Genomic DNA, 24999 nt, shown 5'->3' with positions numbered 1-24999 from the left:
GGGTAGGGGTGATGGTCTGGGCGTGTTTCAGGGGGCGTCGGGCTCGAAATCGAGCGAGGCCGAATTCATGCAGTAGCGCAGGCCGGTTGGCGCCGGGCCGTCTTCGAAGACATGGCCCAGGTGCGCACCGCATTGTGCACACACGGTTTCGGTGCGGACCATGCCGTGGCTGTGATCGACGATTTCGGCAATGGCGCCCGGTACTGCCTGCGAGAAGCTTGGCCAGCCGCAGCCGGCATCGAACTTGGTGGCGGCATCAAACAACTTGGCCCCGCAGCAGATGCAGTGGTAGCTGCCATCGGCCCAGTGGGCCTCGTATTTGCCAGTGAAGGGGCGTTCTGTGGCCGCATGGCGCGTGACCTGCAGGGCTGCAGGTTCGGCGCCTTTTTCGCGCAGGATGGCTTGCCATTCGGCGTCGGTTTTCTGGAGAGGAAAGTTCATGATGAACAGCTGATCTCGATGGAGGACGCCCAGTCGGGCGGAAAGTCGGCCCAGGCATCGTGGCCGGGGTGTTCGTCGAACGGACGCTCCAGCAGGCGCTGCAAGGTGCGTAGCTCGGAAAAATCGCCAAGTTTCGCCGCGCGGATGGCCTGCTCGCCCAGGTGGTTGCGCAGCACGAACTTGGGGTTGGTTTTTAGCATCAAATCGGCCGATAGCTCTTTATTCATAAGCGCCAGAAGCGCTGAATAAGATAGCTCCCACCGGTCCCAACCCGCAGGGTCTGCAAACAGGTCACGCACGGGCTCGAAGTCGTTGTGCGCCACCGCCTGCGACAGGCGGCGCCAGAAGATGGTGTAGTCCACGCCGTTTTTGGCCAGCAGCAGCAAGATGCCGTCGATCAGATCGGCATCGCCGGCACCCTCCTGCACAAGGCCCAGCTTGGCGCGCATGCGGGCCATGAATTCGGTGGAGAAGACGGTTTTGTACGATACCAGGGCCGCTTGGGCCAGCTCTTGGTCGCCGATCAGCGGCAGCAGTGCCTGGGCCAGGCAAAACAGGTTCCAGTAAGCCACGTTGGGCTGGCGGTTGTAGGCGTATCGGCCCTGGGTATCGCTGTGGTTGCAGACATGGCCGGGCACGAACGCATCCAGGAACTGGAAGGGGCCGTAGTCGATCGTCAGGCCCAGGATGCTCATGTTGTCGGTGTTCATCACGCCGTGGCAAAAACCCACGGCCTGCCATTGCGCCACCATCGTTGCCGTGCGCTCGCTCACGGCCTGCAGCAAGGCTGCATAGGCGTTGCCACCCGGCTGCGGTGCAGTGCGGCAGGCCGGGTAATAGCGGTCGATCACATAGTCGGCCAGCGTGCGCAGTTCTTTTTCCATGTCGCGCGCGGCGAAATGCTCGAAATGGCCGAAGCGGATGAAGCTCTGTGCCACCCGGGTCACTACGGCGGCGGTCTCTGTCTCCTCGCGGTGCACGGGGGCGGGTGATCCGGTGACGCACAGAGCCCGCGAGCTCGGTATGCCCAGTGCATGCATGGCTTCGCTGCACAGAAACTCGCGGATGCTGGAGCGCAGCACCGCGCGCCCATCGCCCATGCGCGAGTATGGGGTGCGGCCGCTGCCCTTGAGCTGCACTTCCAGCCCACCGGTGGTTTCGCCCAGCAGGATCGCGCGCCCGTCGCCCAGTTGTCCTGCCCAGACGCCAAATTGGTGGCCGCTGTAGACACTGGCCAGCGGGCGGCTGCCGGGAGGGCAGGCATTGCCCGTGAACACCCGCAGGGCTTCGTCGGACGCCAGCCAGGCGGCGTCCAGGCCCAGCAGATCCGCCACGCCGCCGCTGGTGCCCACCCAGTATGGCTGGGGCAAAGGCGTGGGATTCAGGTGGGTAAAGAATGCCGGTCCCAGGCTCGCAAAACCGCCGCAGTCGTCCGTCAGGTCCAACGGTGGGGCGGGGGGGCAGTCGGCATGGGGGTTCATGGGGGCATTGTCTCGTAGTCGGGATGCCCCGGCGCCCGCAGGGCCTTGCGTGCGTTGGCCCGCTGCGCGCGGCTGTTCAGTTGTCGATGGTGGCTGCCAGGTAGGCGCGCAGTGCGTCGTCGTCCACCACGGCCACGCGCCCCAGGTCCAGCGTGACGATGCGCAGGGCCTCCAATGTGCGCAGCACGCGGTTGACCGTTTGGCGCGACAGTCCTGCCAGGTGCCCCAGTTCTTCCTGGGTGAGCAGGATGCGCCGCGTGCTGCGCCAGAACAGGGGGCTCAGGTACAGCGCCACGCGGTGCTCGGGCGAGCGCATGCGGCCGGCTTCGATGATGGCCATGGCCTGGCCGAGCCGCATGTTGAGGTGGTTGGCCAGGTACTGGTTGAAAGCAAGGCTGGTGTCGCGCAGTGCCGAGAACAGCGGCAGCGGCAGACACAGCAGCCGTGTCTCGCGCAGCGCGACGACGTGGTAGCGGCGGGGTTCGGGCTTCATGGCCGAGCCTTCTCCGAACCACTCGCCATCAGGCACGCCCAGAAACGCGGAGTGCCGCCCGCGCGCTTCAGGGCTGTGCAGCATCACCAGGCCGCTGAGCACGGCATGCCAGCCCTGAACCGCGGTGCCCGCGGCCAGCATGGTTTCGCCCTTGCCGCCCTGCAGTGTCTGCACGGCATCGCGCACTTCTTCCTGCCGTCCCGGCGAAAGGCTGTGGAACCACGGTTGGGTGGCGATGAATCGCTGGGCAGAGGGAGCGGAAAACATTGCTTGCATTGTGCCGCGCGGCGCTGGTGGCTGGCTCCGCCGCGGTCGGCGCTGCCGACGAAAGGGGGGAGTGAACAAATGAATGGGAACCTACCGGCCGCAGGGGCGGGAAAACCCGCGCCACCTGTCAGCCGCGCGACATGTGTTGGCGCCGGACGCGAAACGCTGCAGACTGTCGCACGGGCCGAGAGCGGCTTGGCGCCTTGCATCCACGTGCGTTTGCAACGGCGGCTGAGCAGCAGCGGCGTCGGCCTGCAGGGCGCGCGGCGTAAGCGTTTGCGCGACCTTGCCACGGTAGGATAAGGATTCCAAATCACATGACTTTCAAGGAGCGCACATGCTGGGCCTGATGCAGAGCCAACCACTGCTGATTTCGTCGCTGATCGAGTTTGCCGAACGGCACCACGGCGATGCAGAAATCGTTTCACGCCGGGTCGAGGGAGACATCCATCGCTACACCTATCGCGACCTCGCATTGCGCTCCAAGCAACTGGCCAACGTGCTGGATGGCATGGGCCTGGAGTTCAGCGACCGCGTGGCTTCGCTGGCATGGAACGGCTATCGCCACATGGAGATGTACTTTGGCGTGAGCGGATCCGGCCGTGTGCTGCACACCGTCAACCCACGCCTGCATCCTGACCAGATCGCATGGATAGTCAACCATGCGCAAGACCAGGTGCTGTGCTTTGACACCACCTTCCTGCCGCTGGTGCAGGCCGTGCATGCGCGCTGCCCTTCGGTGAGGAAGTGGGTGGCGCTGTGCGATGCCGACAAGCTGCCCGCCGATTCGGGCATTCCGGGCCTGGTGAGCTACGAGGCGTGGATAGGCGGTGCATCGAGCGATTACGCCTGGCCGGTGTTCGACGAAAACTCGGCCTCCAGCATGTGCTACACGAGCGGCACCACCGGCAATCCCAAGGCGGCGCTCTACAGCCATCGCTCCACCACGCTGCATGCCTATGCGGCGGCACTGCCCGATGTGATGGGCCTCTCGGCGCGTGACTCTGTATTGCCTGTAGTGCCGATGTTCCACGTCAATGCCTGGGGCATCCCCTATTCGGCACCGCTGACCGGCTGCAAGCTGGTGTTTCCCGGGCCGGCACTGGATGGCAAATCGGTGTACGAGCTGATCGAGGCGGAAGGGGTGACCTTCGCCGCCGGCGTGCCCACGGTCTGGCAGATGCTGCTGAACCATGTCAAGGCTGGGGGCCTGAAGTTCAGCACGCTCAACCGCACGGTGATTGGCGGCTCTGCCTGCCCGCCCGCCATGATCCATGCCTTCCAGGATGAATTCGGTGTGTCGGTGCTGCATGCCTGGGGCATGACCGAGATGAGCCCCCTGGGCACGCTGTGCACGCTCAAGAACAAGCACCTCGCACTGCCGCGCGATGGGCAGATGAAGATCCTGCAAAAGCAGGGGCGCGCCATCTACGGCGTGGACATGAAGATCGTCGACAGCGCGGGCAATGAACTGCCCTGGGACGGCAAGAGCTATGGCGACCTGCTGGTGAAGGGGCCATGGATCGTGGCCGACTATTACCGCAGCGAAGGCGGCAGCCCGCTGGTACCCGACGCACAGGGACGCGGTTGGTTCCCCACAGGCGATGTGGCCACCATCGACGCCGATGGCTTCATGCAGATCACCGACCGCAGCAAGGATGTGATCAAGTCCGGCGGCGAGTGGATCAGCTCCATCGACATCGAGAACATCGCCATGGCGCACCCGGCCATCGCCATGGCGGCGTGCATCGGTATGCCGCACCCCAAGTGGGATGAGCGCCCGATCATCGCCGTGGCCCTGAAGCCCGGTGCCGAAGCGAGTCGCGAGGAACTGCTGGCCTTCTTCGAGGGCAAGACCGCCAAGTGGCAGGTGCCCGATGACGTGGTGTTTGTGGACGCCATTCCGATCGGTGCCACCGGAAAGATGCTCAAGGCCAAGCTGCGCGAACAGCTCAAGGACTACCGTTTGCCCGGCTTGTGAACCGCAGTGGGCGTGGCGCTCGGGGGAGCGCGCTGCCCGCTGACATGCCGGTCGCTTGCGGCATGTCGTTGGCTTTCGGCGGGCCAGTCGCCTGCGCGATAGCTGCTAGGGGCAATCCCTGAGGGGTGGTTTGGTGCAACGCGGTACGCTGCGTTCGGTTGATTCAACAGGAGACAAGACCATGAAATTTGCTATCAAAGCAGTAGCTGCATCCGTCATTCTGGTAAGCGCTGGCGGCGCGTTCGCCCAAAAGGGTGAAACGGTCAAGATCGCCTGGCTGGATCCACTCTCGGGTCTCATGGCTGCGGTGGGTACGAACCAGCTCAAGAGCTTCCAGTTTCTGGCGGAAGAGTTCAACAAGAAGAATGCAGCCGGCGTCAAATTTGAAATCATCGGCATCGACAACAAGCTGAGCCCGCAGGAAACCACCAGCGCCCTGCGCTCGGCCATGGACCAGGGTGCACGCTACGTAGTGCAGGGCAATGGTTCCGGCCCCGCGCTGGCCATCATCGACGCGCTCGAAAAGCACAACGCCCGCAATCCCGGCAAGGAAGTCCTGTTCCTCAACTACGCGGCCGTGGACCCCGACCTCACCAACAGCAAGTGCAGCTACTGGCACTTCCGTCTGGATGCCGACACCTCCATGAAGATGGAAGCGCTGACCACCTACATGAAGGATCTTCCAGAAGTCAAGAAGGTCTACCTGATCAACCAGAACTACTCGCACGGCCACCAGGTTTCCAAGTTCGCCAAGGACATGATGAAGCGCAAGCGCCCCGATGTGCAGTTCGTCGGTGACGACCTGCACCCGCTGGCCCAGGTGCGGGACTTCTCGCCCTACATCGCCAAGATCAAGGCTTCGGGCGCCGACAGTGTGATCACCGGCAACTGGGGTTCCGACCTGGCGCTGCTCATCAAGGCGGCCAACGACGCCGGCCTGAACAATGTCAACTTCTACACCTACTACGGTTCCGTGACCGGCAGCCCCACTGCCATGGGTGCCGCAGCAGCGGGCCGTGTGTACATGGCGGCTTACGCCCACATGAATTTGCCGGGCCCGCTGAACCAGATCGTGCTGGACTACAAGAAGAAGTTCAATGACGACATGTACACCGGCGCCGTGTACCACGCCTTCTCCATGCTGTCCGAAGGTTTTGCCAAGGCAAAGTCGACCGATCCCGTCAAGGTGGCTGCCGTGCTCGAAGGCATGAAGTTCAAGAGCTTCAATGGCGAGGTCGAAATGCGCAAGGCCGACCACCAGCTGCAGCAGGGCCTGTTCATCTCCAAGTGGGAGAAGGCCGGGGGCAAGTACCCGCTCGACTCCGAGGGCACCGGCTACACGTTCGTTCCGGTGAAGTACTACGAGCCCTATGTGGCCAGCACGCCCACCTCGTGCCAGATGAAGCGTCCGTAAATTCGGCTCCATCGCTTCGAGGCCCGACCTACTCGGGCCTTTTTTTTACCCAGCAATGAAAAATTCCAATGAATCCTGAGTTTTTCGTGATCTCCACGCTCAATGGCGTGAGCTACGGCCTGCTGCTGTTCATGCTCAGCTCCGGCCTCACCCTCATCTTCAGCATGATGGGGGTCCTCAATTTCGCGCACACCAGCTTTTACATGCTGGGGGCCTACATCGCCTACACGATTTCGAGCGTGGTGGGCTTCTGGCCCGCGCTGGTGCTGGCCCCCCTGCTGGTGGGGGCCATGGGTGCCCTGTTTGAACGCTACAGCCTGCGCCGCGTGCACAAGTTTGGCCATGTGCCAGAGTTGCTGGTGACGTTCGGGTTGTCTTATCTGATCCTGGAGCTGGTGCAGCTGGTGTGGGGGCGTTCCACGGTCCCCTATGGGCTGCCCACGCAGTTGCAGGGGCCCTTGTTCACGCTGTATGGAACGCAGTTTCCCAGGTCACGTTCCTTCGTGATGCTGGTGGCATTGCTGATGCTGGTGTCGGTGTGGCTGCTGCTCACCCGCACCCGCATTGGTCTGGTGATACAGGCGGCCCTCAAGCACCCCGAGATGGTGGAGGCCCTGGGCCACAACGTGCCCCGCGTGTTCATGCTGGTGTTTGGCGGTGGTGCGGCCCTGGCGGGGCTGGCCGGTGTGATTGGCGGCAATACCTATGTCACCGAGCCCGCGATGGCGGCCTCGGTCGGCTCCATCATCTTTGTGGTGGTGGTGGTGGGCGGCATGGGCTCGCTGGCCGGGGCCTTTCTGGCCTCGCTGCTGATTGGCCTGGTGCAGACCTTTGCCGTGGCCATCGATTACTCGCTGGCATCGGCGCTGCAGGGCATGGGTGTGGCAGTGTCGGAAGCGACCTTTGGCTGGCCCTTGCTCAAGCTCACGGTCTCACAGGTGGCACCCATCCTGCCGTATCTTTTTCTGGTTCTGATTTTGATCTTCCGCCCCAAGGGCCTGCTGGGTACCCGGGAAGACTGAGGCTATGAAGTCCACCACTACAACTGTTTCTCCGGCCACGCAATACCACCGGTTCAAGCCATGGAACGTGGGCCGCCTGGTCATCTGGAGCCTGTTTGCGCTTGTGCTCATCGTCGCGCCCATGCTGTTTCGCAGCAGCCTGGCGCTGACCATGCTCTCGCAGATCGGCTACCTCATCATCATCTGCCTGTCCTACAACATGCTGCTGGGGCAGGGCGGCATGCTGAGCTTCGGGCATGCGGTGTACACCGGCCTGGGCTCGTTCATCGCCATCCATGTGATGAACCTCGCGGGCAAGGGTGCAATGCCGGTGCCGCTGGTGCTGATTCCCCTGGTGGGCGGCCTGGCCGGCATGTTCTTCGCCATCCTGCTCGGGTTCGTGACGACCAAGAAATCGGGCACCACGTTCGCCATGATCACGCTGGGTATCGGCGAGCTGGTGGCCTCGATGGCGCTGATGTTTCCCGAGTTTTTTGGCGGTGAGGGCGGTATCACCACCGACCGTGTGTATGGCCAGTCGTTCTTTGGCATCACGTTCGGCCCCGCCATCCAGGTGTATTACCTGATCGCTGCGTATTGCTTTGTCTGCACCGCCGCCATGTTCGCCTTCACGGGCACGCCGCTGGGGCGCATCCTCAATGCCGTGCGCGACAACCCCGAGCGCGTCGAATTCATCGGCTACAACACCCAGCGCGTGCGCTACTTCGCCTTCATCATCGCGGGCTTCTTTGCCGGCATCGGGGGGGGGCTCACGGCGATCAATTTCGAGATCGTCACGGGGGCCGACAGCGTGAATGTGCTGCGCTCGGGCGGGTATCTGCTGTTCACCTTCCTGGGGGGGGCCACTTTCTTCTTCGGGCCCATCATCGGTGCGGTCTTGCTGGTGCTGGCGTCGGTGCTGCTGTCGGAGTTGTCCAAGGCCTGGCTGCTGTACCTGGGGCTCGTCTTCCTGTTCATGGTGATGTATGCGCCCGGCGGCATTGCCAGTCTGGTCATGATGAATCTGCGCCTGGCCAAGTTTGGCAAGCTGCGCGGCCTGTGGCCCTCGTACCTGGCGCTGGGCGGCACCGCACTGGTGGCCGTGCTGGGGGCCGCAGCCATGGTGGAGATGACCTATCACCTGCAGCTCAATGCCGCCTTGGGGCCGGAGCTTGATTTTCTGGGTGCCACCTTGCATGCCAACTCGGTGGGCAGCTGGTTTGGCGCAGGGTTTGTGCTGCTGACGGGGCTCGGCTTGTTTGAGCTGTGCCGGCGCCAGTTTGTGCGCCAGTGGGGCACTATCCAGGAAGAGATCGAACACGAAATCAAGCGGGGGGAGGCGCTGTGACCATGGCGACAAACGCACCGTGTGCGCTCGAACTGCGTGACCTGCGCAAGAGCTTTGGCAAGACAGAAATCATCCGTGGCGTGAACCTGGCCGTGAAGCCCGGCGAGCGGGTGGCCATCATCGGCCCGAATGGCGCGGGCAAGTCCACGCTGTTCAACCTGATCAGCGGGCGCTTTGGCCCCACCAGCGGCGAGGTGCTGCTCAATGGCCAGCGCATCGACGGCAAGGCACCCTACGAAATCAACCGCATGGGCTTGTCGCGCAGCTTTCAGATCACCAACATCTTTCCCAAGCTGAGTGTGTTTGAAAACCTGCGCTGCGGCGTGCTCTGGAGCATGGGCTACAAGTACACCTTCCTGCGATTTCTCTCGAAGCTGGACGACGCCAACGAGCGCGCCAGGCAGCTCATGGAGATGATCAAGCTCGACAAGAAGCGTGACACCCTGGCCGTGAACCTGACCTACGCCGAGCAGCGCGCCCTGGAGATCGGCGTCACCATTGCCGGCGGCGCCAATGTGATCTTGCTCGACGAGCCCACCGCCGGCATGAGCCGCAGCGAAACCACGCGCTTCATCCACCTCATCAAGGAGGTGACCGAAGGCCGCACCCTGCTCACGGTGGAGCACGACATGGGCGTGGTGTTCGGCCTGGCCGACAAGATTGCCGTGGTGGTGTATGGCGAGGTCATCGCCTTTGACACCCCCGACAAGGTGCGCGCCAATGCGCGCGTGCAAGAAGCCTACCTGGGCTCCGCCGTGGCCGATGCACAGGCGGGGGGACATTGACATGCTGAAAATCGACAACCTCCACGCCTACTACGGCAAAAGCCATGTGCTCCATGGTGTTTCCTTCGATATCCAGCCCGGTGAAATCGTGGCCTTGCTGGGGCGCAATGGATCGGGCCGCTCCACCACGGCCAAGGCCGTGATGGGCCTGGTGGACTGGGAAGGCTCGGTGCAATGGAAGGGGCAGGCCCTCAAGGGAAAAAAGGCCTACGAGATTGCCCATCTGGGCATTGGTTATGTGCCCGAAAGCCGCGATGTCTTTCCCAACCTCACGGTGCACCAGAACCTGCTGCTGGGGCAAAAAGGCAAGGGCAAGGGCAGCCGGTGGTCGTTTGATGACATGTACGACATGTTCCCCCGCCTCAAGGAGCGCCGCAACATCGAGGCGGGCGTGATGTCGGGCGGCGAGCAGCAGATGCTCACCCTGTGCCGTACCCTGATGGGCGACCCCGACCTCATCATCATCGACGAACCCACCGAGGGCCTGGCTCCCAAGATCGTTGAACTGGTGGGGCAATACTTGCAGACCATCCAATCGCGCGGCATCTCGGTTCTGCTGATCGAGCAAAAGCTCACCATCGCCATGACCATCTCCGACCGGACGCTGGTCATGGGCCATGGCAGCATCGTTTTCCAGGGAACCCCCGAAACCTTGCGGGCCGACAGCTATGTCCGCAAAGAGTGGTTGGAGGTCTGACCACGCGGGCCGGCGATGCAGGGGGCTCAGGCCTGCTGGCGCCGGCGAGGTGCTCACTGCCTTGTTCCATGGGCCGCATTTGCTCCCATCTGAGTGGCTGTTCGTCGTTTGTCCCGGGCGAGACAAATCGGCACAGTCAACGCTGGCAGAACTCTCTACAATAAAAATCGCACGATCGTTCTTTTATAATTTTCAAGGAACAACAGCATGACCGCTGAATACAAAGTCCACGGCTCCGTTGCCGTGATCACGCTGGCCAATCCTCCCGTCAACGGGCTCGGCCTGTCGACCCGCCAGGGCATTGTGGACGGCCTGACCCGTGCCAATGACGATGCCGCGGTGACGTCCATCGTCATCACCGGTGCGGGCGGTGCGTTTTCCGGCGGCGCCGACATCAAGGAATTCGGCACCGACAAATCACTGCAAGAGCCCAACCTGCACTCCGTGATTGCTGCCGTGGAGAATTCGCCCAAGCCCGTGGTGGCCGCGATCCACTCGGTCTGCATGGGCGGTGGACTGGAGCTGGCCCTGGGCTGCCATTACCGTATTGCAGCCCCTGGTTGCAGCGTGGCCCTGCCCGAAGTGAAGCTGGGCATCCTGCCCGGCGCTGGCGGCACCCAGCGCCTGCCGCGCGTGGTCGGTGTGGAGGCAGCCCTGAACATGATCGTGAGCGGCGAGCCCGTCAAGAGCGAGCTGCTCGGCTCCATGCCCGGCCAGAAGCTGTTCGACAAGATGGCGGCATCGCCTGAGGCATTGGCCGCCGAGGCCCTGGCTTTCGCGCAGAGCGTGGCCGACGTGCGCCCCATGCCCCTGGTGCGCAATCTGCCCTGCAAGCACCCGCAGGGCGACGCGTACTTCCAGTTCGCGCGCAACATGGTCAAGGGCATGAGCAAGAACTTCCCGGCGCCCGCCAAGTGCGTGGACGCCGTCGAGGCCGCCACCAAGAAGAAGTTTGCCGATGGCCTGCTGTTCGAGCGCGAGCTGTTCATCAACCTGATGTGGACACCCGAATCGCGCTCGCTGCGCCACCTGTTCCTGGCCGAGCGTGCTGCGAGCAAGATTCCCGACGTGCCTTCCGACACCCCCAAGCGCGACATCCAGGCCGTGGCCGTGATCGGTGCCGGCACCATGGGCGGTGGCATTGCCATGAACTTCCTCAACGCCGGCATCCCCGTGAAGATGCTGGAGATGAAGCAGGAGGCGCTGGACCGTGGCATCGCCACCATCCGAAAGAACTACGAAGCCCAGGTCAAGAAGGGCAAGCTCAAGCAGGACAAGTACGAGCAGCGCATGGCCCTGCTGTCCACCACGCTGAGCTATGACGACCTCAAGGATGCCGACCTCGTGATCGAGGCGGTGTTTGAGGAACTGGGCGTGAAGGAAGCCGTGTTCAAGCAGCTCGACGCCGTGATGAAGCCCGGCGCCATCCTGGCCTCCAACACCTCCACGCTCGACGTCAACAAGATCGCCAATTTCACCCAGCGGCCGCAGGACGTGGTGGGCCTGCACTTCTTCAGCCCGGCCAACGTGATGAAGCTGCTCGAAGTGGTGCGTGGCGACGCCACCGCCAAGGACGTGCTGGCCACCGTGATGGCCATGGCCAAGAAGATCAGGAAGACCGCCGTGGTCTCCGGCGTGTGCGATGGTTTCATCGGCAACCGCATGATCGAGCAATACGGCCGCCAGGGCGGCTTCCTGCTCGACGAAGGCTGCACGCCCGAGCAGGTGGACAAGGCGATGGAAAAATTCGGCATGGCCATGGGGCCGTTCCGCATGGGCGACCTGGCCGGCAACGACATCGGCTGGGCCATCCGCAAGCGCCGCTACACCGAAAAGCCCGACATGAAGTACAGCAAGACCGCCGACTTGCTGTGCGAGAAGGGCCGCTTCGGCCAGAAGACTGGCGCCGGCTGGTACGACTACGTGCCTGGCAAGCGCGACGCGATCCCGAACGCCGAAGTGGTGAAGATGATCGAGGACCACCGCGCGTCGCTCGGCATCACCCCGCGCAAGATCTCCGACGAGGAAATCGTGCAGCGCCTGGTGTTCAGCCTGGTCAACGAAGCCGCCCACATCCTCGAAGAAGGCATTGCCAACAAGGCCAGTGACATCGACGTGGTCTACATCTTTGGCTACGGCTTCCCGGTGCACCGTGGCGGCCCGCTGAACTACGCCAACGAAGTCGGCCTGTTCAACGTGGTCCAGGCCATGAACCGCTTTGCCAAGAACCCGCTGGACGACGCCGCGTTCTGGAAGCCCGCGCCGCTGCTGGCCAAGCTGGCCGCCGAAGGCAAGGCCTTCAACTGAGCGCCCAGCTACACCACCGAACAAGGAACCAACATGACTTCCGCAGTAATCGTATCGACCGCACGCACCCCCTTGACGAAGAGCTGGAAGGGCGCCTTCAACATGACCCACGGCGCCACGCTGGGCGGCCACGTGATCGAGCACGCCATCCAGCGCGCCGGCATTGAAGCCGCCGAAGTGGACGACGTCATCATGGGCTGCGGCACCCCCGAAGGTGCCAGCGGCGCCAATATTGCCCGCCAGGCCGCCCTGCGCGCCGGCTGCCCCGTCACCGTGTCGGGTATGACCATCAACCGCTTCTGCTCGTCGGGCCTGCAGACCATCGCCACCGCCGCCCAGCGCATCATCGCCAACGAAGGCGACATCTATGTGGCCGGCGGCCTGGAAACCATCTCCTGCACCGCGCAGGAAATGAATCAGCACATGCTGCAGGAGACCTGGCTCATGAAGAACAAGCCCGAGGTCTACTGGCCCATGCTGCAGACGGCCGAGCAGGTCGCCAAGCGCTACAACATCAGCCGCCAGGCCATGGACGAATACGGCGCCGCCAGCCAGCAGAAGGCTGCCGCTGCGTTGGAGGCGGGCCTGTTCACCGACGAAATCGCACCCATCACCGTGACCATGGGTGTGGCCGACAAGGCCATGGGCCTGACCACCAGGCAGGTGACGGTGAGCGTGGACGAAGGCATCCGCGCCGGCACCTCCTACGACGGCATCAAGGGCCTGCGCTCGGCCCTGCCGGGCGGCCTGATGTCGGCTGGCAATTCGAGCCAGCTCTCGGATGGGGCCGGTGCCGTGGTCGTCATGCACGAAGACCTGGTCGCGAAGAAAGGCCTCAAGCCCCTGGGCCGTTTCCTGGGCTTCGCGGTGGCCGGTTGCGAACCCGACGAAATGGGGATCGGCCCCGTGTTCGCCATCCCCAAGGTGCTCAAGCGCCTGGGCCTGTCGATGAACGACATCGACCTGTGGGAGCTGAACGAAGCCTTCGCCGTGCAGGTGCTCTACTGCCGCGACAAGCTGGGCATCCCTGCCGACAAGCTCAATGTCAACGGTGGTGCCATCGCTGTGGGCCACCCCTATGGCATGAGCGGCCAGCGCCTCACGGGCCACGCCCTTATCGAAGGCAAACGCCGTGGCGCCAAGCGCGTGTGCGTGACCATGTGCATCGGCGGCGGCATGGGTGCGGCGGGCGTGTTTGAAGTGCTGTAAGCGCTGACGGCCGGTTAGAACGCAACGCCCCGCGCAGGCCGCAAGGTTTGCGTGGGGCGTTTGCTATTTATTTGCTGCTGGTGATTGATGAATGGGTGCTGGGTGCCTGGAGGGCTTGAGATGCCTTGGTTGCGTTGCCGCGCAGCTTGGGGGGCGGACGGCAGTCGGCCCCCAGCAGACATTGGCCGCCTGTGCGAAATCGTCTGCTGAGTGAACCTCTGCGGCGTGGGACGCGACTTGGCCAGCTCCTGTTAACGTTGAACCGGCACCTTCCTCTTTGGCTGCCCCTGGTATGTGGGAATGAACTGGCGGGGTATCGGCCCCTTGATGCGGCCGCCTTGCTGTGTTTGTTCCCACGCGTGGGCAAGCACGCCGACCGACCTCGATAGACAGAAGAGCCCCCGCGCCAATGGCGCTGGAAAACCAAGCTCAGCGTAGATCACCGCGGTGGCCCCATCGATGTTCATGGGGATTGGCTTGCCTTTGCTCGCGCTCAGCGTTGCTTCAACGGCTCGCCCGATGCGCGCAAACCTGCCGCTCACCTCACCCTTCTTGGCTGCTTCATCGACGAGCTCCAGCAAAGGAGCACTTCTAGGGTCTACAGGGTGAAAGCGATGCCCAAAACCCGAGATGACCTTGCCATGGACTTCCACAAACGCCCGAAGCCCCGCCGCAACTGCGTCGTCCTCGGTTGCGCCCGCGTCCATCCGCGCAGCGATGTCTTCATAAAGCTCCACGGCTTGTTCGCCCGCGCCCCCGTGAACATCGCCCAGGACATTGACTGCCGAGGCCATGGCGCTGTTGAGGCCAACGCCACACGTAGCGGCCATGCGTGCAATGGCAATGCTCGGAGCTTGCGGACCATGGTCGACCGCGGACATCAGAGCGGACTCCAGCAGTTCGCCCTGGACGCGGGTGGGAAGTTCACCACGCGTCATCAGCCAGATCATCTGCGCCAGGCTGACTCGCTCGCGAATCAAGTCTTCGATGGGGTACCCGCGGTAGCGGATGACGCCAGGCGACATGTCGATGATGCTTGTGCGCCACCAGTCCTCGGTGGCCTTGCGTGCATCGGGTGTCGTGTCCGTCATACTGCCTTCTCCTCTTTCAGTGCCTCAATTTCCAGAGGCGAATAGCCCAGTTCCGCCAGAATTTCATCAGAGTGCTGCCCCAGCGTGGGTGGCGCTGAGTCGACCCGAGGTGCTTGGCCATTCACCTTGAAGCCTGTGCGTACCAGGCGAATGTCGCGACCGACACCGGGCACATTGTCAAAGCGACCCACCATGCCGCGTTCAGCCACCTGGGGGTGTTCAAGGGCCTGGGGAACCGAGTAGACAGGGCCTGCAGGCACGCCAGCCTGATTGAAAAGTGTCCACCACTCGTCCGTCGACTTCATGGCCATGGCTTCCTCTAAAGCTGCCTTGAGTTCGAACCGGTGCTGCAGGCGAGCCTGTCGTTCGCTGAAGCGCGCGTCGGTGATGAGTTCGGGGCGTCCCACGACCTGGCACACGGCCTCGAACTGCTCTTGCTTGTTGGCGGCGATGTTCAGAAGTCCGTCACCGGTACGGAAAGTTCCGGACGGGCTGGCGGTCACGTTCTCGTTGCCCATGGGCTTGGGCTCGCGACCTGCAATCAGGTGGTTCGAGACCGCCCATCCCATGGTCGCCATGACGGCTTCGAGCATCGAGACATCGATGAAGGTTCCGCCGCTGCGCTCCCGGTCCGCCAAGGCTGCCGCGACCGCGAATGCCGCGGTGATGCCCCCAATCGTGTCGGCGACCGGATAGCCGACGCGGTAAGGCGCGTTCTCTGGCGCACCGGTGATGCTCATGACGCCTGACATGCCCTGGATGATTTGGTCGTACGCCGGCAGGTCGCGAAGCGGCCCATCCTGGCCAAATCCCGAGATGGCGCAGTAGATGAGCTTGGGGTTCTCCTTCAGGAGTTCGTCGTAGCCAAGTCCCAGGCGCTGCATGACGCCGGGGCGGAAGTTCTCTACCACGACGTCGGCCGTGCGCACCAGTTTCCTGAATACGTCTTTTCCGGTCGGGTGCTTGAAGTCGATGGTGATGGAGCGCTTGCCCGGGTTCTGCGCCAGAAACGAGACGCCCATGTAGCGCTTGTTCAGCTCGGGGTCGGCGCCGAGCTGGCGCGCCAGGTCGCCGCCGTTGCGGGTCTCCACCTTGATGACGTCGGCGCCCATGTGGGCCAGCTGGTGGCAGGCGAAGGGCCCTGCCAGCACGTTGGTGAGGTCAAGGACGCGGACGCCGCGAAGCGCATTGGACATGACGCTCTCCTCAGTCGGCCTTGATGCCGGCCTGCTGGATGACGGCGCTCCAGCGCTGGATCTCGCTGTTGACCAGTTGCGTTGCCTGGGCGGGTGTATTCGCCACCACCGTCAGGCCCATCTCGGCAATCTTCTTTTTGGCCTCCGGTTGGGCAAGGGATGCGTTGAACTCCTTGTTCAGCCTGTCCACGACGACTTGCGGTGTGCCGGCCGGGGCGCCGATGCCAATCCAGTAGTCCATGTCCATCCTGGGAATGCCTGCTTCCTTGGCGGACGGCACGTCGGGCAGCATGGCGTTGCGCTCTGCCCCGGTCACCATGAGGGCGCGGAGCTTGCCGCTCTTGATGTGCGGAAGCGCGGTGGGTACGGAGGTGATGAGGGCCTGAACCTGGTTGCCCATGAGGTCGGTCAGGACGGCGCCGGCGCCTTTGTAGGGGACGTGCACGATGTCGACACCCGTGGTGCTTTTGAAAAGTTCGCCCGCCAGATGCGTGTTGGTGCCGTTGCCGCCAGAGCCATAGTTCAGCTTGCCCGGCTGTGCCTTGGCCAGGGCGATGAACTCCTGCACTGTCTTCGCAGGCACGGCCGGATTGATGACCAGAACATGCGGGACCTTGACCGCCGTTGCGACCTGTGTGAAGGCTTTCTTGGGGTCGAATGGAAGTGTCGTAATCAGGCCAGCGGCGATGGTGTAGGAGAGCTCGACGGTGAGCAAGGTATTGCCGTCGGGGGCAGACCGGGCGGCTGCACCCCAGCCGACGACGCCGCCGCCACCGGTGCGGTTGTCGACAATCATCGGTGCGCCGACGCCGGGTGCGGCGAACTGCGCGATGACACGCGTCACCAAGTCGGCGCTGCCGCCAGGCGCATAGGGAACAATGATGGTGACGGGCTTCTGAGCGAACGCGCCAGCACTGAAGAGGGATGCGGCGCTTGCAAGGACGATGGCTCGGCGCAAGGTGTTGAATGGCATGAAAGTCTCCGGAAGTTGTTGAGAGAGGGGCACTCAATCGAGCTTCGCGCCCGATTCACGGACAGCGGTGCCCCAGCGCGTCTGTTCGCTCTTCATGAAGGCGCCGAGCTCCGCCGGCGAGCCACCGCGTGCAACGCTGCCTTCGTCGCGCAGGCGGGCCATGATCTCTGGCCGCTTCAGGGCCGCGTTCACGGCCTCATTCACCTTGGTGATGGCTTCAGGCGGCGTGCCGGCCGGAGCAACGAGCGCCTTCCAGTCCTCCACGACGAAACCCTGGTAGCCGGACTCGGCGACGGTGGGAACATCGGGAAGCACTTCAATCCGCTTGAGCGAAGTGACGGCGACGGCGCGCAATTTGCCAGCCTTGACCATGGAGACGATGCTGGGCGGGGTGGCGAAGTAGATGTCCGTTTGACCGCCCAACAGGTCGGTGGTGGCGGGGCCGGCGCCCTTGTACGGGACGTGCATGACCTTGATGCCCGCACGGCGGGCGAACATTTCGCCGCCCACATGGCCCACGGTGCCGGTGCCGGCGGAAGCCATCGTCAGCTGCCTGCTCTGGCCCTGTGTTTTCAGGTCTTCCAGGTTCTTGATGGGAGAGTCTGCTCGGACGACCAAGACAAGTGGCTGCGAGGCCAGGAGCACGACCGGCGCAAAGTCCTTCGAAGCATCGAAAGGCATCTTTGTGTACAGCGTTGGATTGATGGCCAGGTTGGCGGTCTGCCCCGTTCCGACGGTGTAGCCGTCCTTCTTGCTTTTTGCGACGGCGTCCATGCCGATGTTCCCACCCGCGCCCGGCTTGTTGTCGACGATGAAGTTCCACTTGCTGTCCTTCAATGTCACCTCGTTGGCCACCAGGCGCGTGAGCACATCGGTGCCACCGGCTGGCGGGAACGGTACGACAAGCTTGATGGGCTGGTTGGGGTAGGCGCTTTGCGCAGCGGTTGCAACGCTGCAGACGACAAGAGCGACAGATAGGGCCACGCGGGCGGTGGCGAACTTGGAAATGTTCAAGGAAGTCTCCTGACGAACTGGGGGCAGGCGGGGTGGCTTAGGACTGGGCGAGGCGATAGACCCGAGTCGCCGTCCCTTGGAAAAGTGCTGCGCGTTCGTGGGCAGTGGCGCGGGAAGTCAGTCGCTTGAAGGCGTTCCAGCACGTGACGTAGCTGTACGAACCCTTGTCGACCGGGAAATTGCTTTCGAACATGCAGCGCTCTGCCCCGAAGGCCTCGATGCACGGCTCCATCCACGGCTTCCACGCCTCGGCCAACTGCTCAGAACTCGGAGGAAGCTCGCCCTTCTCAAAGTCGAATCCGTTGATGCGCATCCCCAGTCCACCCAGCTTCACGTAGACGTTGGGTAACTGGGCGAGCTGCCGCATGGAATGCAGCCAGGTCTCGAAGACTGGCTGGCGACGTGATTCGTAGGCACCGACTCGGACGATGCCGCCGCAGTGATTGATGACGACGGGGGTGTCCGGCGCCGACTTGGCCAATTCGAAGAGTTCTGGCAACTGATGGAAGAACAGCCATGCGTCGTAGGAGAGCTGTAGCGAAGCCAACTGGGCAACCCCGCGGCCGTAGGCCTTGTCCAGAAGAAGGCCGCGAGGGACTGCGGACAGGGGATTGACCAGCGACGAATCCGCGTCCCAAGTCGTGAGGTGCCTCACGCCCTTGAAGCGACCCGCGCCGGCTTGCACGTGCGCCTCCAGCACTTCCCGTACTTCCGCGCCCAGCCGGAGGTCGGCGTGGCCCACGATGCCCTTGGCGATTTGCGGGATGCCCTCGGCCTGTTTCTGTGCCATGGCATTGACACACTCTGTTTCTCCAACGGGCTTGAGCGCCGAAGGCCCCTCCTGCCTGTACCGCGTTAGCGCCTGCATGTAGATGGACGCGACCACGTTGTGGCCGGAGCGTGCATCGGCCAGGTACTCGCCATCGAGGTAGGTCCAACCCGGCCGGTCGTAGAAATGGTGGTGCGCGTCGACGATGGGCAACTCAGGCTCCAGGACGGCCTCCTGGCGCATCGCGAGCCAGTCGTCACGAACGGGCAGATAGTTGCTGGTGGACATGCTTGCGTCTCTGGAGTGTGTGTTGATGTTCTATTGGATGGAACAAAGAACTGTTGGATGGAACTATACGAACAAAAAATGACCTTTTGAATGCGGGTTAACCCTTCTTTTGGACATGTGTCGGTGCGTCCGCGGCGGCGTGTCACACTTCGACTTGGCTGCCTGAAGACAGCGCGCCATTTCGTCCGTCCTATGCCTCCATGACTGAATCGACTACCGCTCCACCGCCCGCCAACACCGCCGAATCAAGTGGCATTGCTGTCCTGGATAAAGCGTTTTCTCTGCTCGCCGCTTTTGGACCCGACGAGGGCCGGCTCACGTTGACCGAGCTGTCGAGGAGGACCGGGCTTTACAAAAGCACTGTGCTGCGTCTACTCGGTGCCTTGGAGCACGGCGGCTTCATTCGCAAACTGCCGGACGGCCAATACTCCATTGGCCCGCAGCCACTGCGGCTCGCTTCGATTTACCAACGCTCTTTCCAGGTGGGGCATGTCATTGAGCCCTTGCTCAAGCAGTTGAGCGCGGCCACTGGCGAGACGGCTTCCTTCTACGTAAGGCAAGACGACAAGCGCATTGCGCTGTTTCGCGCCGAGCCGGCAAGGTCGGTTCGTGCGTCCGTGCAGATCGGGCAGGAATACGCCGTTGCCCAAGGTGCATCGGGCAAGGTCCTGCTCGCGTTCTCCGCATCGCCACCTCGGGGCTACGAGGAGATTCGCGAGCAGTTGTGGGCCGTTTCGTACGGCGAGCGCGACCCCGAAACTGCTTCTGCTGCGGCACCAGTCTTTGGGGTCAACGGTGAGTTGCAAGGCGCGCTGACGGTGTCCGGCCCACGAGCGCGACTGGAACCGTCGGACGCAATGCTGGCCGCCTGCCGCCAGGTCCTTGAAACCGCGCGTGATGCCACATCCGCGTTGGGCGGCGGCACTGTGCGCTATCAACAAGGGTTGGAGCAACTGACGATGGCGCGATTGAAGGACCGCGTCGCCTAGAAAAGTCCTGGGGCAACACGAGTGACCAGGCAGCGACCCAGCCGAATCGCTGGTGACGCCTGCGTGTATGGTGTGCCGCAGGACATAGGAGGCGTCTCGCATGAAGCAACCACGTGCGGCTTCGATTGGATTCGGAACGTCCGCTTCACCAAAGCAGTGAACGCTTGCCATGGATGGCCGATTCAACCGGTCATTCCACCCGAGGTGCCGCCGGTCCGCGTCACCCACCGGACACGCGATAACCCGATGCGGCTCCCATAATTTCCCGCATGACGACCTCCCTGCGCTCCACCCTCGATTTCCTGCTCTACGACTGGCTCCAGGCCGAGTCGCTCAACACGTGCGAGCGCTTTGCCGACCATTCGCGCGAAACGTTTGATGCCGTGCTCGACACCTGCGAGCGCATCGCGCGCGAGAAGTACGCACCATTCAACCGCACGGTGGACATGCAGGAGCCGCATTTCGACGGCGAGCGCGTCACGCTGCCGCAGGCCACCAAGGATGCCTACGACGCCTATGCCGCCTCGGGCATGCTCAGCGCGGCGCAGGATTACGACATTGGCGGCATGCAGTTGCCCTACACGGTGGATGCGGCGGCCAATGCCTTCTTTGCCGTGGCCTCGATCAGCATCAGCTCCAGTCTGCTGAGCGTGGGCAATGCCAACCTGCTCATGGTGCACGGTACGCCGCTGCAGAAGCAGGTGTTTGCGCTCAATGAATTCTCGGGGCGCTTCTCGGGCACCATGTGCCTGAGCGAGCCGCAGGCGGGCTCATCCTTGAGCGATGTGGCTACACGTGCTGTGCCGGACGGTGAGGGCTTCGAGGCCGACCCGCTCGGCGCACGCTACCGCCTCACGGGCCACAAGATGTGGATCTCGTCGGGCGAGCATGAACTGTCGGAGAACATCGTCCACCTCGTGCTGGCCAAGATTCCGGGGCCCGATGGCAAGCTGGTGCCGGGCACGCGCGGCATTTCGCTGTTCATCGTGCCCAAGAAGCTGGTCGATACCGCAGGCCAGCTGACCGGCGTGCGCAACGACGTGGCGCTGGCGGGCCTGAACCACAAGCTGGGCTGGCGCGGCACCACCAACACGCTGCTCAACTTTGGCGAAGGCAAGTACCCGGTGCAGGGCAGGGCGGGAGCGGTGGGCTACCTTGTGGGCCAGCCTGGAAAGGGCCTGGCGTGCATGTTCCACATGATGAACGAGGCGCGCATTGGCATCGGCATGGCCGCCACCATGCTGGGCCTGGCGGGCTACTACGCCAGCCTGGACTACGCCAAGAGCCGCCCGCAGGGCCGTCTGATGGGTGCCAGCGGCAAGGACGCCGCCCAGCCCCAGGTACGCATCATCGAGCATGCCGACGTCAAGCGCATGCTGCTGGCGCAAAAGAGCTATGGCGAGGGCGCGCTGGCGCTCAACCTGTTCTGCGCCCGCCTGGTGGACGAGCAGCACACCGGCGCTGCCGAGGCCGCCGACGAGGCGCGCCTGCTGCTGGAAGTGCTCACCCCCATCGCCAAGAGCTGGCCCAGCGAGTTCTGCCTGGAGGCCAACTCGCTGGCCATCCAGATCCACGGCGGCTACGGCTACACGCGCGACTTCCCGGTGGAGCAGTACTGGCGCGACAACCGCCTGAACATGATCCACGAGGGCACGCACGGCATCCAGGCCGCCGACCTGCTGGGCCGCAAGGTGCTGATGGAAAACGGCCGGGGCCTGCAGGTGCTGGCCGCGCGCATGCAGGCCACCATGGCGCAGGCCGTCGCCGTGCCCGCACTGGCGCCTTATGCGGCGCAGCTGGGTGATGCCCTGCAGCAGGTGGCGGCTGCCACGCAGGCCGCCTGGGCCACCGGCAACCCGGCGGAGGCCCTGGCCAACGCCGTGCCCTACATGCAGGCCTTTGGCCATACGGTGCTGGCCTGGACCTGGCTGGATGTGGCAATGGCCACGCTGCGTGCGGATGCTGCGCTTTCAGTAGCTTCTAGCGCAGGGAGAATGGGCGCTGCACGCTATTTCTACCATTACGAACTGCCGAAGATTGGTGCCTGGCTCAATGTGGTGAACCGCCGCGATGCCACCTGCGCCGCGCTCAGCGAAGAAGCGTTTTAGGGCAACGCTCACACCGCGGCCCTGCGCGTACCGCGCGCCGGGGTGCAAGCCGATAGCAGCCAACCCATGCCCACGGCCAGCAGCACCGACGTGATTTCGGCCGTGCGGGTGGGCAAGTAGCGCTGCGTCCATTCGCAAGCCAAAGCGAGCACTGCCGTGCAGAGGGTCATGCCTGTCAGCAAGGCCCCGTTGCGCACCGTGCTCCAGAGCATGGCGCCAAAGCACAGGCATTCCAACGCGCGCGCCGTGATGGCAGATTGCACCCAGGTCGAGAGCGACGATGCAAAAGGCATCCAGGCCATGTCGTCCGGTGGCGTGCGCCACGCCCAAGGCCAGAGGGCGTCGAGCAGATAGGTGGCCAGGGATGCCCATGCCGCTGCGGCCCAGCGCCTCCCGGGCGCCCAGGTGTCTATCCAGCGCCACAGCAACCAGCCGCCCCCGATGCCCAGCACCACGGCCAGGCCGGGTGACTGGCCCACGACCACGAACTTGCCGGCCAGTAGCGCCATCGCCGCCGCCAGGGCCGATGCCCGCGCGCGGTGCGCCAGGTGGGCGCTGCGGGCCAGGTGTGCCACGGCCGACAAGCCCATCACCGCCATGCCCACATGCAACAGCATGCGCCGTGGCTGCCACATGTCCTGCTGCCACAGGGACTTGATGTTATGCGCCACCGACGAGACATCCAGTGTGGGAATCAGCGGATACAGCTCGGCCACCCACCACAGGGCGATCAGCACCAGCGTGTACCGGTCTGCATCGGCCCAGCCCTGGTGCCGGCGCAACAAGTGCCCCACGCGCCATCGCGCGGCAAACCCGGCGACCCAGCCCAGCGTGTAGCCCGCCATGTTGAAGATCACATCTGACAGGGCCGGGGTGCGAGGCAGGTATTTCTGCAGCCATTGCAGCACGCTTGCCAGCACCAGCGCCACCACCCACCAGGTGGCAAAAATGAACAACCTGCGCGGGCGGCCCTGCGCGGCCCAACCCAGCAGCGCACCCAGCGGCAGAAACAAGACGATGTTCTCGACCAGATCCACCAGGCCGACGCGGCCACGCCAGATAAAGGCCTGCGGGCTGGAGAGGTTCCATTGGAAGGGGTACAGCGAGCCATACACGACAAGCAATACCACCAGGCCCACGGCAACCGCAAGGCTGCGCGGGTGGTCATCGACAGAGTTCATGGGCGCCTCGGGTCACTGAATCCGACCCACACCATACAACACCGTGTGGTTGGCTGTAACGCAGGTTTTGCCGGGTTTTTGGGCTTCGCAATGAAGGGCTTCAGGCGCTTTGCAGTAGCGCCCTGCACGCTATTTTTGCCCTGATGAATGGCCCGGCAACGCATGGCGCGCCGGGCGGCCCATTCAACCGGTCAGCCTTGCCTGTGGCGACGAATCGAGGCGAGCCCCGCCAGTGCTGCACCTCGCAGGGCCCGCGAGCCTGGCACCGGCACATGGTTGGGCTCGGTGGGGTGGTTGCCAATCGCCCAGGCGACAGATTCTGTTGCCTTGCCCACGCACAATGCAGCGCTGTGCATTGCCGGACCGCTTGCTGGCAGAGACCCCTTTCAAAACAGGAGACAAGACATGACCCGCACCATCCAACAATTGTTTGACCTTACCGGCAAGACGGCCCTTGTCACCGGGGGGTCGCGCGGGCTGGGCCTGCAGCTGGCGCACGCGCTGGGGGAAGCCGGTGCCCGGATCATGCTGAGTTCGCGCAAGGCGTCGGACCTGGAAGAGGCCACGGCTGAACTGCAGGCCGCCGGCATCGATGCGCGCTGGATCGCCGCAGACTGCGCGCAAGAGGCCGACATCCGCCGCCTGGCCGACGAAACCCTGCAGCGCATGGGCGATGTGGACATCCTGGTCAACAATGCCGGCGCTGCCTGGGGTGCGCCCGCCGAAGACCACCCGGTCGATGCCTGGGACAAGGTGATGAACCTCAACGTGCGCGGCTACTTCATCCTGAGCCAGCACATTGCCAAGCACAACATGATTGCGCGGCGCAGCGGCAGCATCATCAACGTGGCATCCATCGCGGGCCTGGGTGGCAACCCGAGCGGCATGAACACCATTGCCTACAACACGTCCAAGGGCGCGGTCATCAATTTCACGCGGGCGCTGGCCGCCGAATGGGGCAAGTACAACATCCGCGTCAACGCCATCTGCCCGGGGTTTTTCCCCAGCCGGATGACGGTGGGCACCCTGAAGGCCATGGGCGAAGAGGCGCTGGCTGCCCATGCACCGCTGGGCCGCCTGGGGGACGACGAAGACCTCAAGGGCCTGTGCGCCCTGTATGCCTCGGACGCGGGCAAGCACATCACCGGCCAGTGGCTGGCGGTGGATGGCGGGGTGAGCGTGGTCACCGGTGGCTGAGCCTGCGGGCGCTGCCTTTTCGAGGGTGGCGTGTTCGGTGCAGACGGCCTTGCTGGCTGGACCGGTGCCGTGCTGCGGTGGACGGCCCCAGGGGCCATGTGCCCATGCTGGCCGCCCATGTTGCCGCTGCGGCACAAGGGCTATTCTTTGTGTCTTTTCTTAAACCCTGGAGTTGCCTGTGTTGAATTTTGGTGCCGATATCCCCTTTGTCAGCCATCTCGGTTTCAGACTGCACCGCATGGCGGGGGGCGAATCCGAGTTGCATTACGAAGCGCTCTCCGAGCACCTGAACTCATTTGGCGTGACCCACGGCGGCGCGACGATGGCCTTGCTGGATGTGGCCCTGGCCACGGCGGCGCGCAGTGATACGCCCGACTTTGGCGTGGTCACCATCGAGATGAAGACCAGCTTCATGCAACCCGCGCGTGGGCCGCTGGTGGCCAAGGGGCGGCTGATCCACCGTACCGCCAGCATCGCTTTTGTCGAAGGCACGGTGTTCGACGCCGAAGGCCGTGTCTGCAGCCAGGCCACGGGCACGTTCAAGTATGTGCGGCGCCAGTCCGCCCAAGCCGATGGGCAGCGGGTGATTTCGACGGATTGATGGGGGCTCCGGCCGCTGGATGCCCCGAACTATTTTTGAATCAAATCGGGCTATTGCGCACATTTTATAAACGGGCGGTCTCAAATCTGAAGTGCAACACCCTCACCGAGGGTAATGTACGCAAATGGGAACGAGATACGAGCACTTGCAGCCAGAAGACAGAGTGAC

Annotated in this window: 21 protein-coding genes; 12 read left to right on the top strand and 9 right to left on the bottom strand. The window is 63.6% G+C overall.

Annotated features, from left to right (window positions below; genetic code table 11):
- Positions 1-27: 27 nt before the first annotated feature.
- The 3 genes from msrB to BLW02_RS08440 form a co-directional block, all read right to left on the bottom strand.
- A complete protein-coding gene (gene msrB, locus BLW02_RS08450; protein WP_026437654.1) occupies positions 28-441 on the bottom strand; it encodes a peptide-methionine (R)-S-oxide reductase MsrB in 414 nt (137 codons plus the stop codon).
- Positions 438-1922 carry a protein adenylyltransferase SelO gene (locus tag BLW02_RS08445; RefSeq protein ID WP_026437653.1) on the bottom strand — a complete coding sequence of 495 codons (1485 nt, stop codon included), beginning with the start codon at positions 1920-1922 and terminating at the stop codon, positions 438-440. The genes msrB and BLW02_RS08445 overlap by 4 nt, the downstream gene beginning before the upstream one ends.
- Positions 1923-1998: 76 nt before the next feature.
- Complete coding sequence (locus BLW02_RS08440; RefSeq protein WP_092697906.1) at positions 1999-2691, bottom strand: Crp/Fnr family transcriptional regulator; 693 nt, start codon at positions 2689-2691, stop codon at positions 1999-2001.
- Between the two features lie 328 nt (positions 2692-3019).
- Here BLW02_RS08440 and BLW02_RS08435 point away from each other — a divergent pair, with 328 nt between their 5' ends.
- From BLW02_RS08435 to BLW02_RS08400, 8 genes are all read left to right on the top strand, one after another.
- Positions 3020-4663, top strand: coding sequence for a 3-(methylthio)propionyl-CoA ligase (locus BLW02_RS08435; RefSeq protein WP_092697905.1), 1644 nt, complete (start codon positions 3020-3022; stop codon positions 4661-4663).
- 181 nt (positions 4664-4844) lie between these two features.
- On the top strand, positions 4845-6077 hold the full coding sequence (locus tag BLW02_RS08430) for a branched-chain amino acid ABC transporter substrate-binding protein (protein WP_092697904.1): 1233 nt from the start codon (positions 4845-4847) through the stop codon (positions 6075-6077).
- A 68-nt stretch (positions 6078-6145) separates the two neighbouring features.
- Positions 6146-7099: a branched-chain amino acid ABC transporter permease gene (locus BLW02_RS08425; RefSeq protein WP_026437649.1), complete on the top strand. Its 954-nt coding sequence runs from the start codon at positions 6146-6148 to the stop codon at positions 7097-7099.
- Between the two features lie 4 nt (positions 7100-7103).
- Positions 7104-8426, top strand: a complete 1323-nt coding sequence (locus BLW02_RS08420; protein WP_092697903.1) for a branched-chain amino acid ABC transporter permease — start codon at positions 7104-7106, stop codon at positions 8424-8426.
- 2 nt (positions 8427-8428) lie between these two features.
- Positions 8429-9211: an ABC transporter ATP-binding protein gene (locus tag BLW02_RS08415; RefSeq protein ID WP_092697902.1), complete on the top strand. Its 783-nt coding sequence runs from the start codon at positions 8429-8431 to the stop codon at positions 9209-9211.
- Position 9212: 1 nt separating this feature from the next.
- Positions 9213-9908 carry an ABC transporter ATP-binding protein gene (locus BLW02_RS08410; protein WP_092697901.1) on the top strand — a complete coding sequence of 232 codons (696 nt, stop codon included), beginning with the start codon at positions 9213-9215 and terminating at the stop codon, positions 9906-9908.
- 207 nt (positions 9909-10115) lie between these two features.
- The gene (locus BLW02_RS08405; protein ID WP_092697900.1) at positions 10116-12215 is read left to right on the top strand and encodes a 3-hydroxyacyl-CoA dehydrogenase NAD-binding domain-containing protein; all 2100 of its coding nucleotides are present in this window, start codon (positions 10116-10118) and stop codon (positions 12213-12215) included.
- Between the two features lie 33 nt (positions 12216-12248).
- Positions 12249-13424 carry an acetyl-CoA C-acyltransferase gene (locus BLW02_RS08400; RefSeq protein WP_092697899.1) on the top strand — a complete coding sequence of 392 codons (1176 nt, stop codon included), beginning with the start codon at positions 12249-12251 and terminating at the stop codon, positions 13422-13424.
- Between the two features lie 251 nt (positions 13425-13675).
- Here the strand turns inward: BLW02_RS08400 and BLW02_RS08395 are convergent, their stop codons facing one another.
- From BLW02_RS08395 to BLW02_RS08375, 5 genes are read right to left on the bottom strand one after another with little or no spacing between them, the layout of a single operon-like run.
- Positions 13676-14515 (bottom strand): citryl-CoA lyase, encoded by an 840-nt coding sequence (locus BLW02_RS08395; protein WP_092697898.1) that lies wholly within the window; start codon positions 14513-14515, stop codon positions 13676-13678.
- Positions 14512-15711: a CaiB/BaiF CoA transferase family protein gene (locus tag BLW02_RS08390; protein ID WP_092697897.1), complete on the bottom strand. Its 1200-nt coding sequence runs from the start codon at positions 15709-15711 to the stop codon at positions 14512-14514. Before BLW02_RS08390 ends, BLW02_RS08395 begins: the two co-directional genes overlap by 4 nt.
- Before the next feature lie 10 nt (positions 15712-15721).
- Positions 15722-16684, bottom strand: coding sequence for a Bug family tripartite tricarboxylate transporter substrate binding protein (locus tag BLW02_RS08385; protein WP_092697896.1), 963 nt, complete (start codon positions 16682-16684; stop codon positions 15722-15724).
- Positions 16685-16717: 33 nt separating this feature from the next.
- Complete coding sequence (locus BLW02_RS08380; protein ID WP_208859710.1) at positions 16718-17692, bottom strand: Bug family tripartite tricarboxylate transporter substrate binding protein; 975 nt, start codon at positions 17690-17692, stop codon at positions 16718-16720.
- A gap of 43 nt (positions 17693-17735) precedes the next feature.
- Positions 17736-18755 carry an amidohydrolase family protein gene (locus tag BLW02_RS08375; protein ID WP_092697895.1) on the bottom strand — a complete coding sequence of 340 codons (1020 nt, stop codon included), beginning with the start codon at positions 18753-18755 and terminating at the stop codon, positions 17736-17738.
- A 200-nt stretch (positions 18756-18955) separates the two neighbouring features.
- Between BLW02_RS08375 and BLW02_RS08370 the strand changes: the two genes are divergently transcribed.
- Positions 18956-19744, top strand: a complete 789-nt coding sequence (locus tag BLW02_RS08370; protein WP_092697894.1) for an IclR family transcriptional regulator — start codon at positions 18956-18958, stop codon at positions 19742-19744.
- A 269-nt stretch (positions 19745-20013) separates the two neighbouring features.
- Complete coding sequence (locus BLW02_RS08365; protein WP_092697893.1) at positions 20014-21852, top strand: acyl-CoA dehydrogenase family protein; 1839 nt, start codon at positions 20014-20016, stop codon at positions 21850-21852.
- 8 nt (positions 21853-21860) lie between these two features.
- Here BLW02_RS08365 and BLW02_RS08360 read toward each other — a convergent pair whose 3' ends face one another.
- Complete coding sequence (locus BLW02_RS08360; RefSeq protein ID WP_092697892.1) at positions 21861-23033, bottom strand: VanZ family protein; 1173 nt, start codon at positions 23031-23033, stop codon at positions 21861-21863.
- 405 nt (positions 23034-23438) lie between these two features.
- Here BLW02_RS08360 and BLW02_RS08355 point away from each other — a divergent pair, with 405 nt between their 5' ends.
- Complete coding sequence (locus BLW02_RS08355; protein ID WP_092697891.1) at positions 23439-24230, top strand: SDR family oxidoreductase; 792 nt, start codon at positions 23439-23441, stop codon at positions 24228-24230.
- 178 nt (positions 24231-24408) lie between these two features.
- On the top strand, positions 24409-24831 hold the full coding sequence (locus BLW02_RS08350; RefSeq protein WP_092697984.1) for a PaaI family thioesterase: 423 nt from the start codon (positions 24409-24411) through the stop codon (positions 24829-24831).
- Positions 24832-24999 lie beyond the last annotated feature (168 nt).

The sequence above is a fragment of the Acidovorax soli genome, assembly GCF_900107605.1.
Classification (GTDB): Bacteria; Pseudomonadota; Gammaproteobacteria; order Burkholderiales; family Burkholderiaceae_C; genus Acidovorax; species Acidovorax soli.
Note: the sequence above shows the minus strand (reverse complement) of the source record. Positions and strands in the feature narration are given on the sequence as shown.

Bases quoted from the DNA above. Each gene is read 5' to 3' on its own strand.
- BLW02_RS08415 (WP_092697902.1), top strand. From the start codon at position 8,429: ATGGCGACAAACGCACCGTGTGCGCTCGAACTGCGTGACCTGCGCAAG.
- BLW02_RS08410 (WP_092697901.1), top strand. From the start codon at position 9,213: ATGCTGAAAATCGACAACCTCCACGCCTACTACGGCAAAAGCCATGTG.
- BLW02_RS08425 (WP_026437649.1), top strand. From the start codon at position 6,146: ATGAATCCTGAGTTTTTCGTGATCTCCACGCTCAATGGCGTGAGCTAC.
- BLW02_RS08365 (WP_092697893.1), top strand. From the start codon at position 20,014: ATGACGACCTCCCTGCGCTCCACCCTCGATTTCCTGCTCTACGACTGG.
- BLW02_RS08395 (WP_092697898.1), bottom strand. From the start codon at position 14,515: ATGACGGACACGACACCCGATGCACGCAAGGCCACCGAGGACTGGTGG.
- BLW02_RS08435 (WP_092697905.1), top strand. From the start codon at position 3,020: ATGCTGGGCCTGATGCAGAGCCAACCACTGCTGATTTCGTCGCTGATC.
- BLW02_RS08390 (WP_092697897.1), bottom strand. From the start codon at position 15,711: ATGTCCAATGCGCTTCGCGGCGTCCGCGTCCTTGACCTCACCAACGTG.
- BLW02_RS08400 (WP_092697899.1), top strand. From the start codon at position 12,249: ATGACTTCCGCAGTAATCGTATCGACCGCACGCACCCCCTTGACGAAG.
- BLW02_RS08405 (WP_092697900.1), top strand. From the start codon at position 10,116: ATGACCGCTGAATACAAAGTCCACGGCTCCGTTGCCGTGATCACGCTG.
- msrB (WP_026437654.1), bottom strand. From the start codon at position 441: ATGAACTTTCCTCTCCAGAAAACCGACGCCGAATGGCAAGCCATCCTG.
- BLW02_RS08370 (WP_092697894.1), top strand. From the start codon at position 18,956: ATGACTGAATCGACTACCGCTCCACCGCCCGCCAACACCGCCGAATCA.
- BLW02_RS08375 (WP_092697895.1), bottom strand. From the start codon at position 18,755: ATGTCCACCAGCAACTATCTGCCCGTTCGTGACGACTGGCTCGCGATG.
- BLW02_RS08430 (WP_092697904.1), top strand. From the start codon at position 4,845: ATGAAATTTGCTATCAAAGCAGTAGCTGCATCCGTCATTCTGGTAAGC.
- BLW02_RS08440 (WP_092697906.1), bottom strand. From the start codon at position 2,691: ATGCAAGCAATGTTTTCCGCTCCCTCTGCCCAGCGATTCATCGCCACC.
- BLW02_RS08355 (WP_092697891.1), top strand. From the start codon at position 23,439: ATGACCCGCACCATCCAACAATTGTTTGACCTTACCGGCAAGACGGCC.
- BLW02_RS08385 (WP_092697896.1), bottom strand. From the start codon at position 16,684: ATGCCATTCAACACCTTGCGCCGAGCCATCGTCCTTGCAAGCGCCGCA.
- BLW02_RS08420 (WP_092697903.1), top strand. From the start codon at position 7,104: ATGAAGTCCACCACTACAACTGTTTCTCCGGCCACGCAATACCACCGG.
- BLW02_RS08360 (WP_092697892.1), bottom strand. From the start codon at position 23,033: ATGAACTCTGTCGATGACCACCCGCGCAGCCTTGCGGTTGCCGTGGGC.
- BLW02_RS08445 (WP_026437653.1), bottom strand. From the start codon at position 1,922: ATGAACCCCCATGCCGACTGCCCCCCCGCCCCACCGTTGGACCTGACG.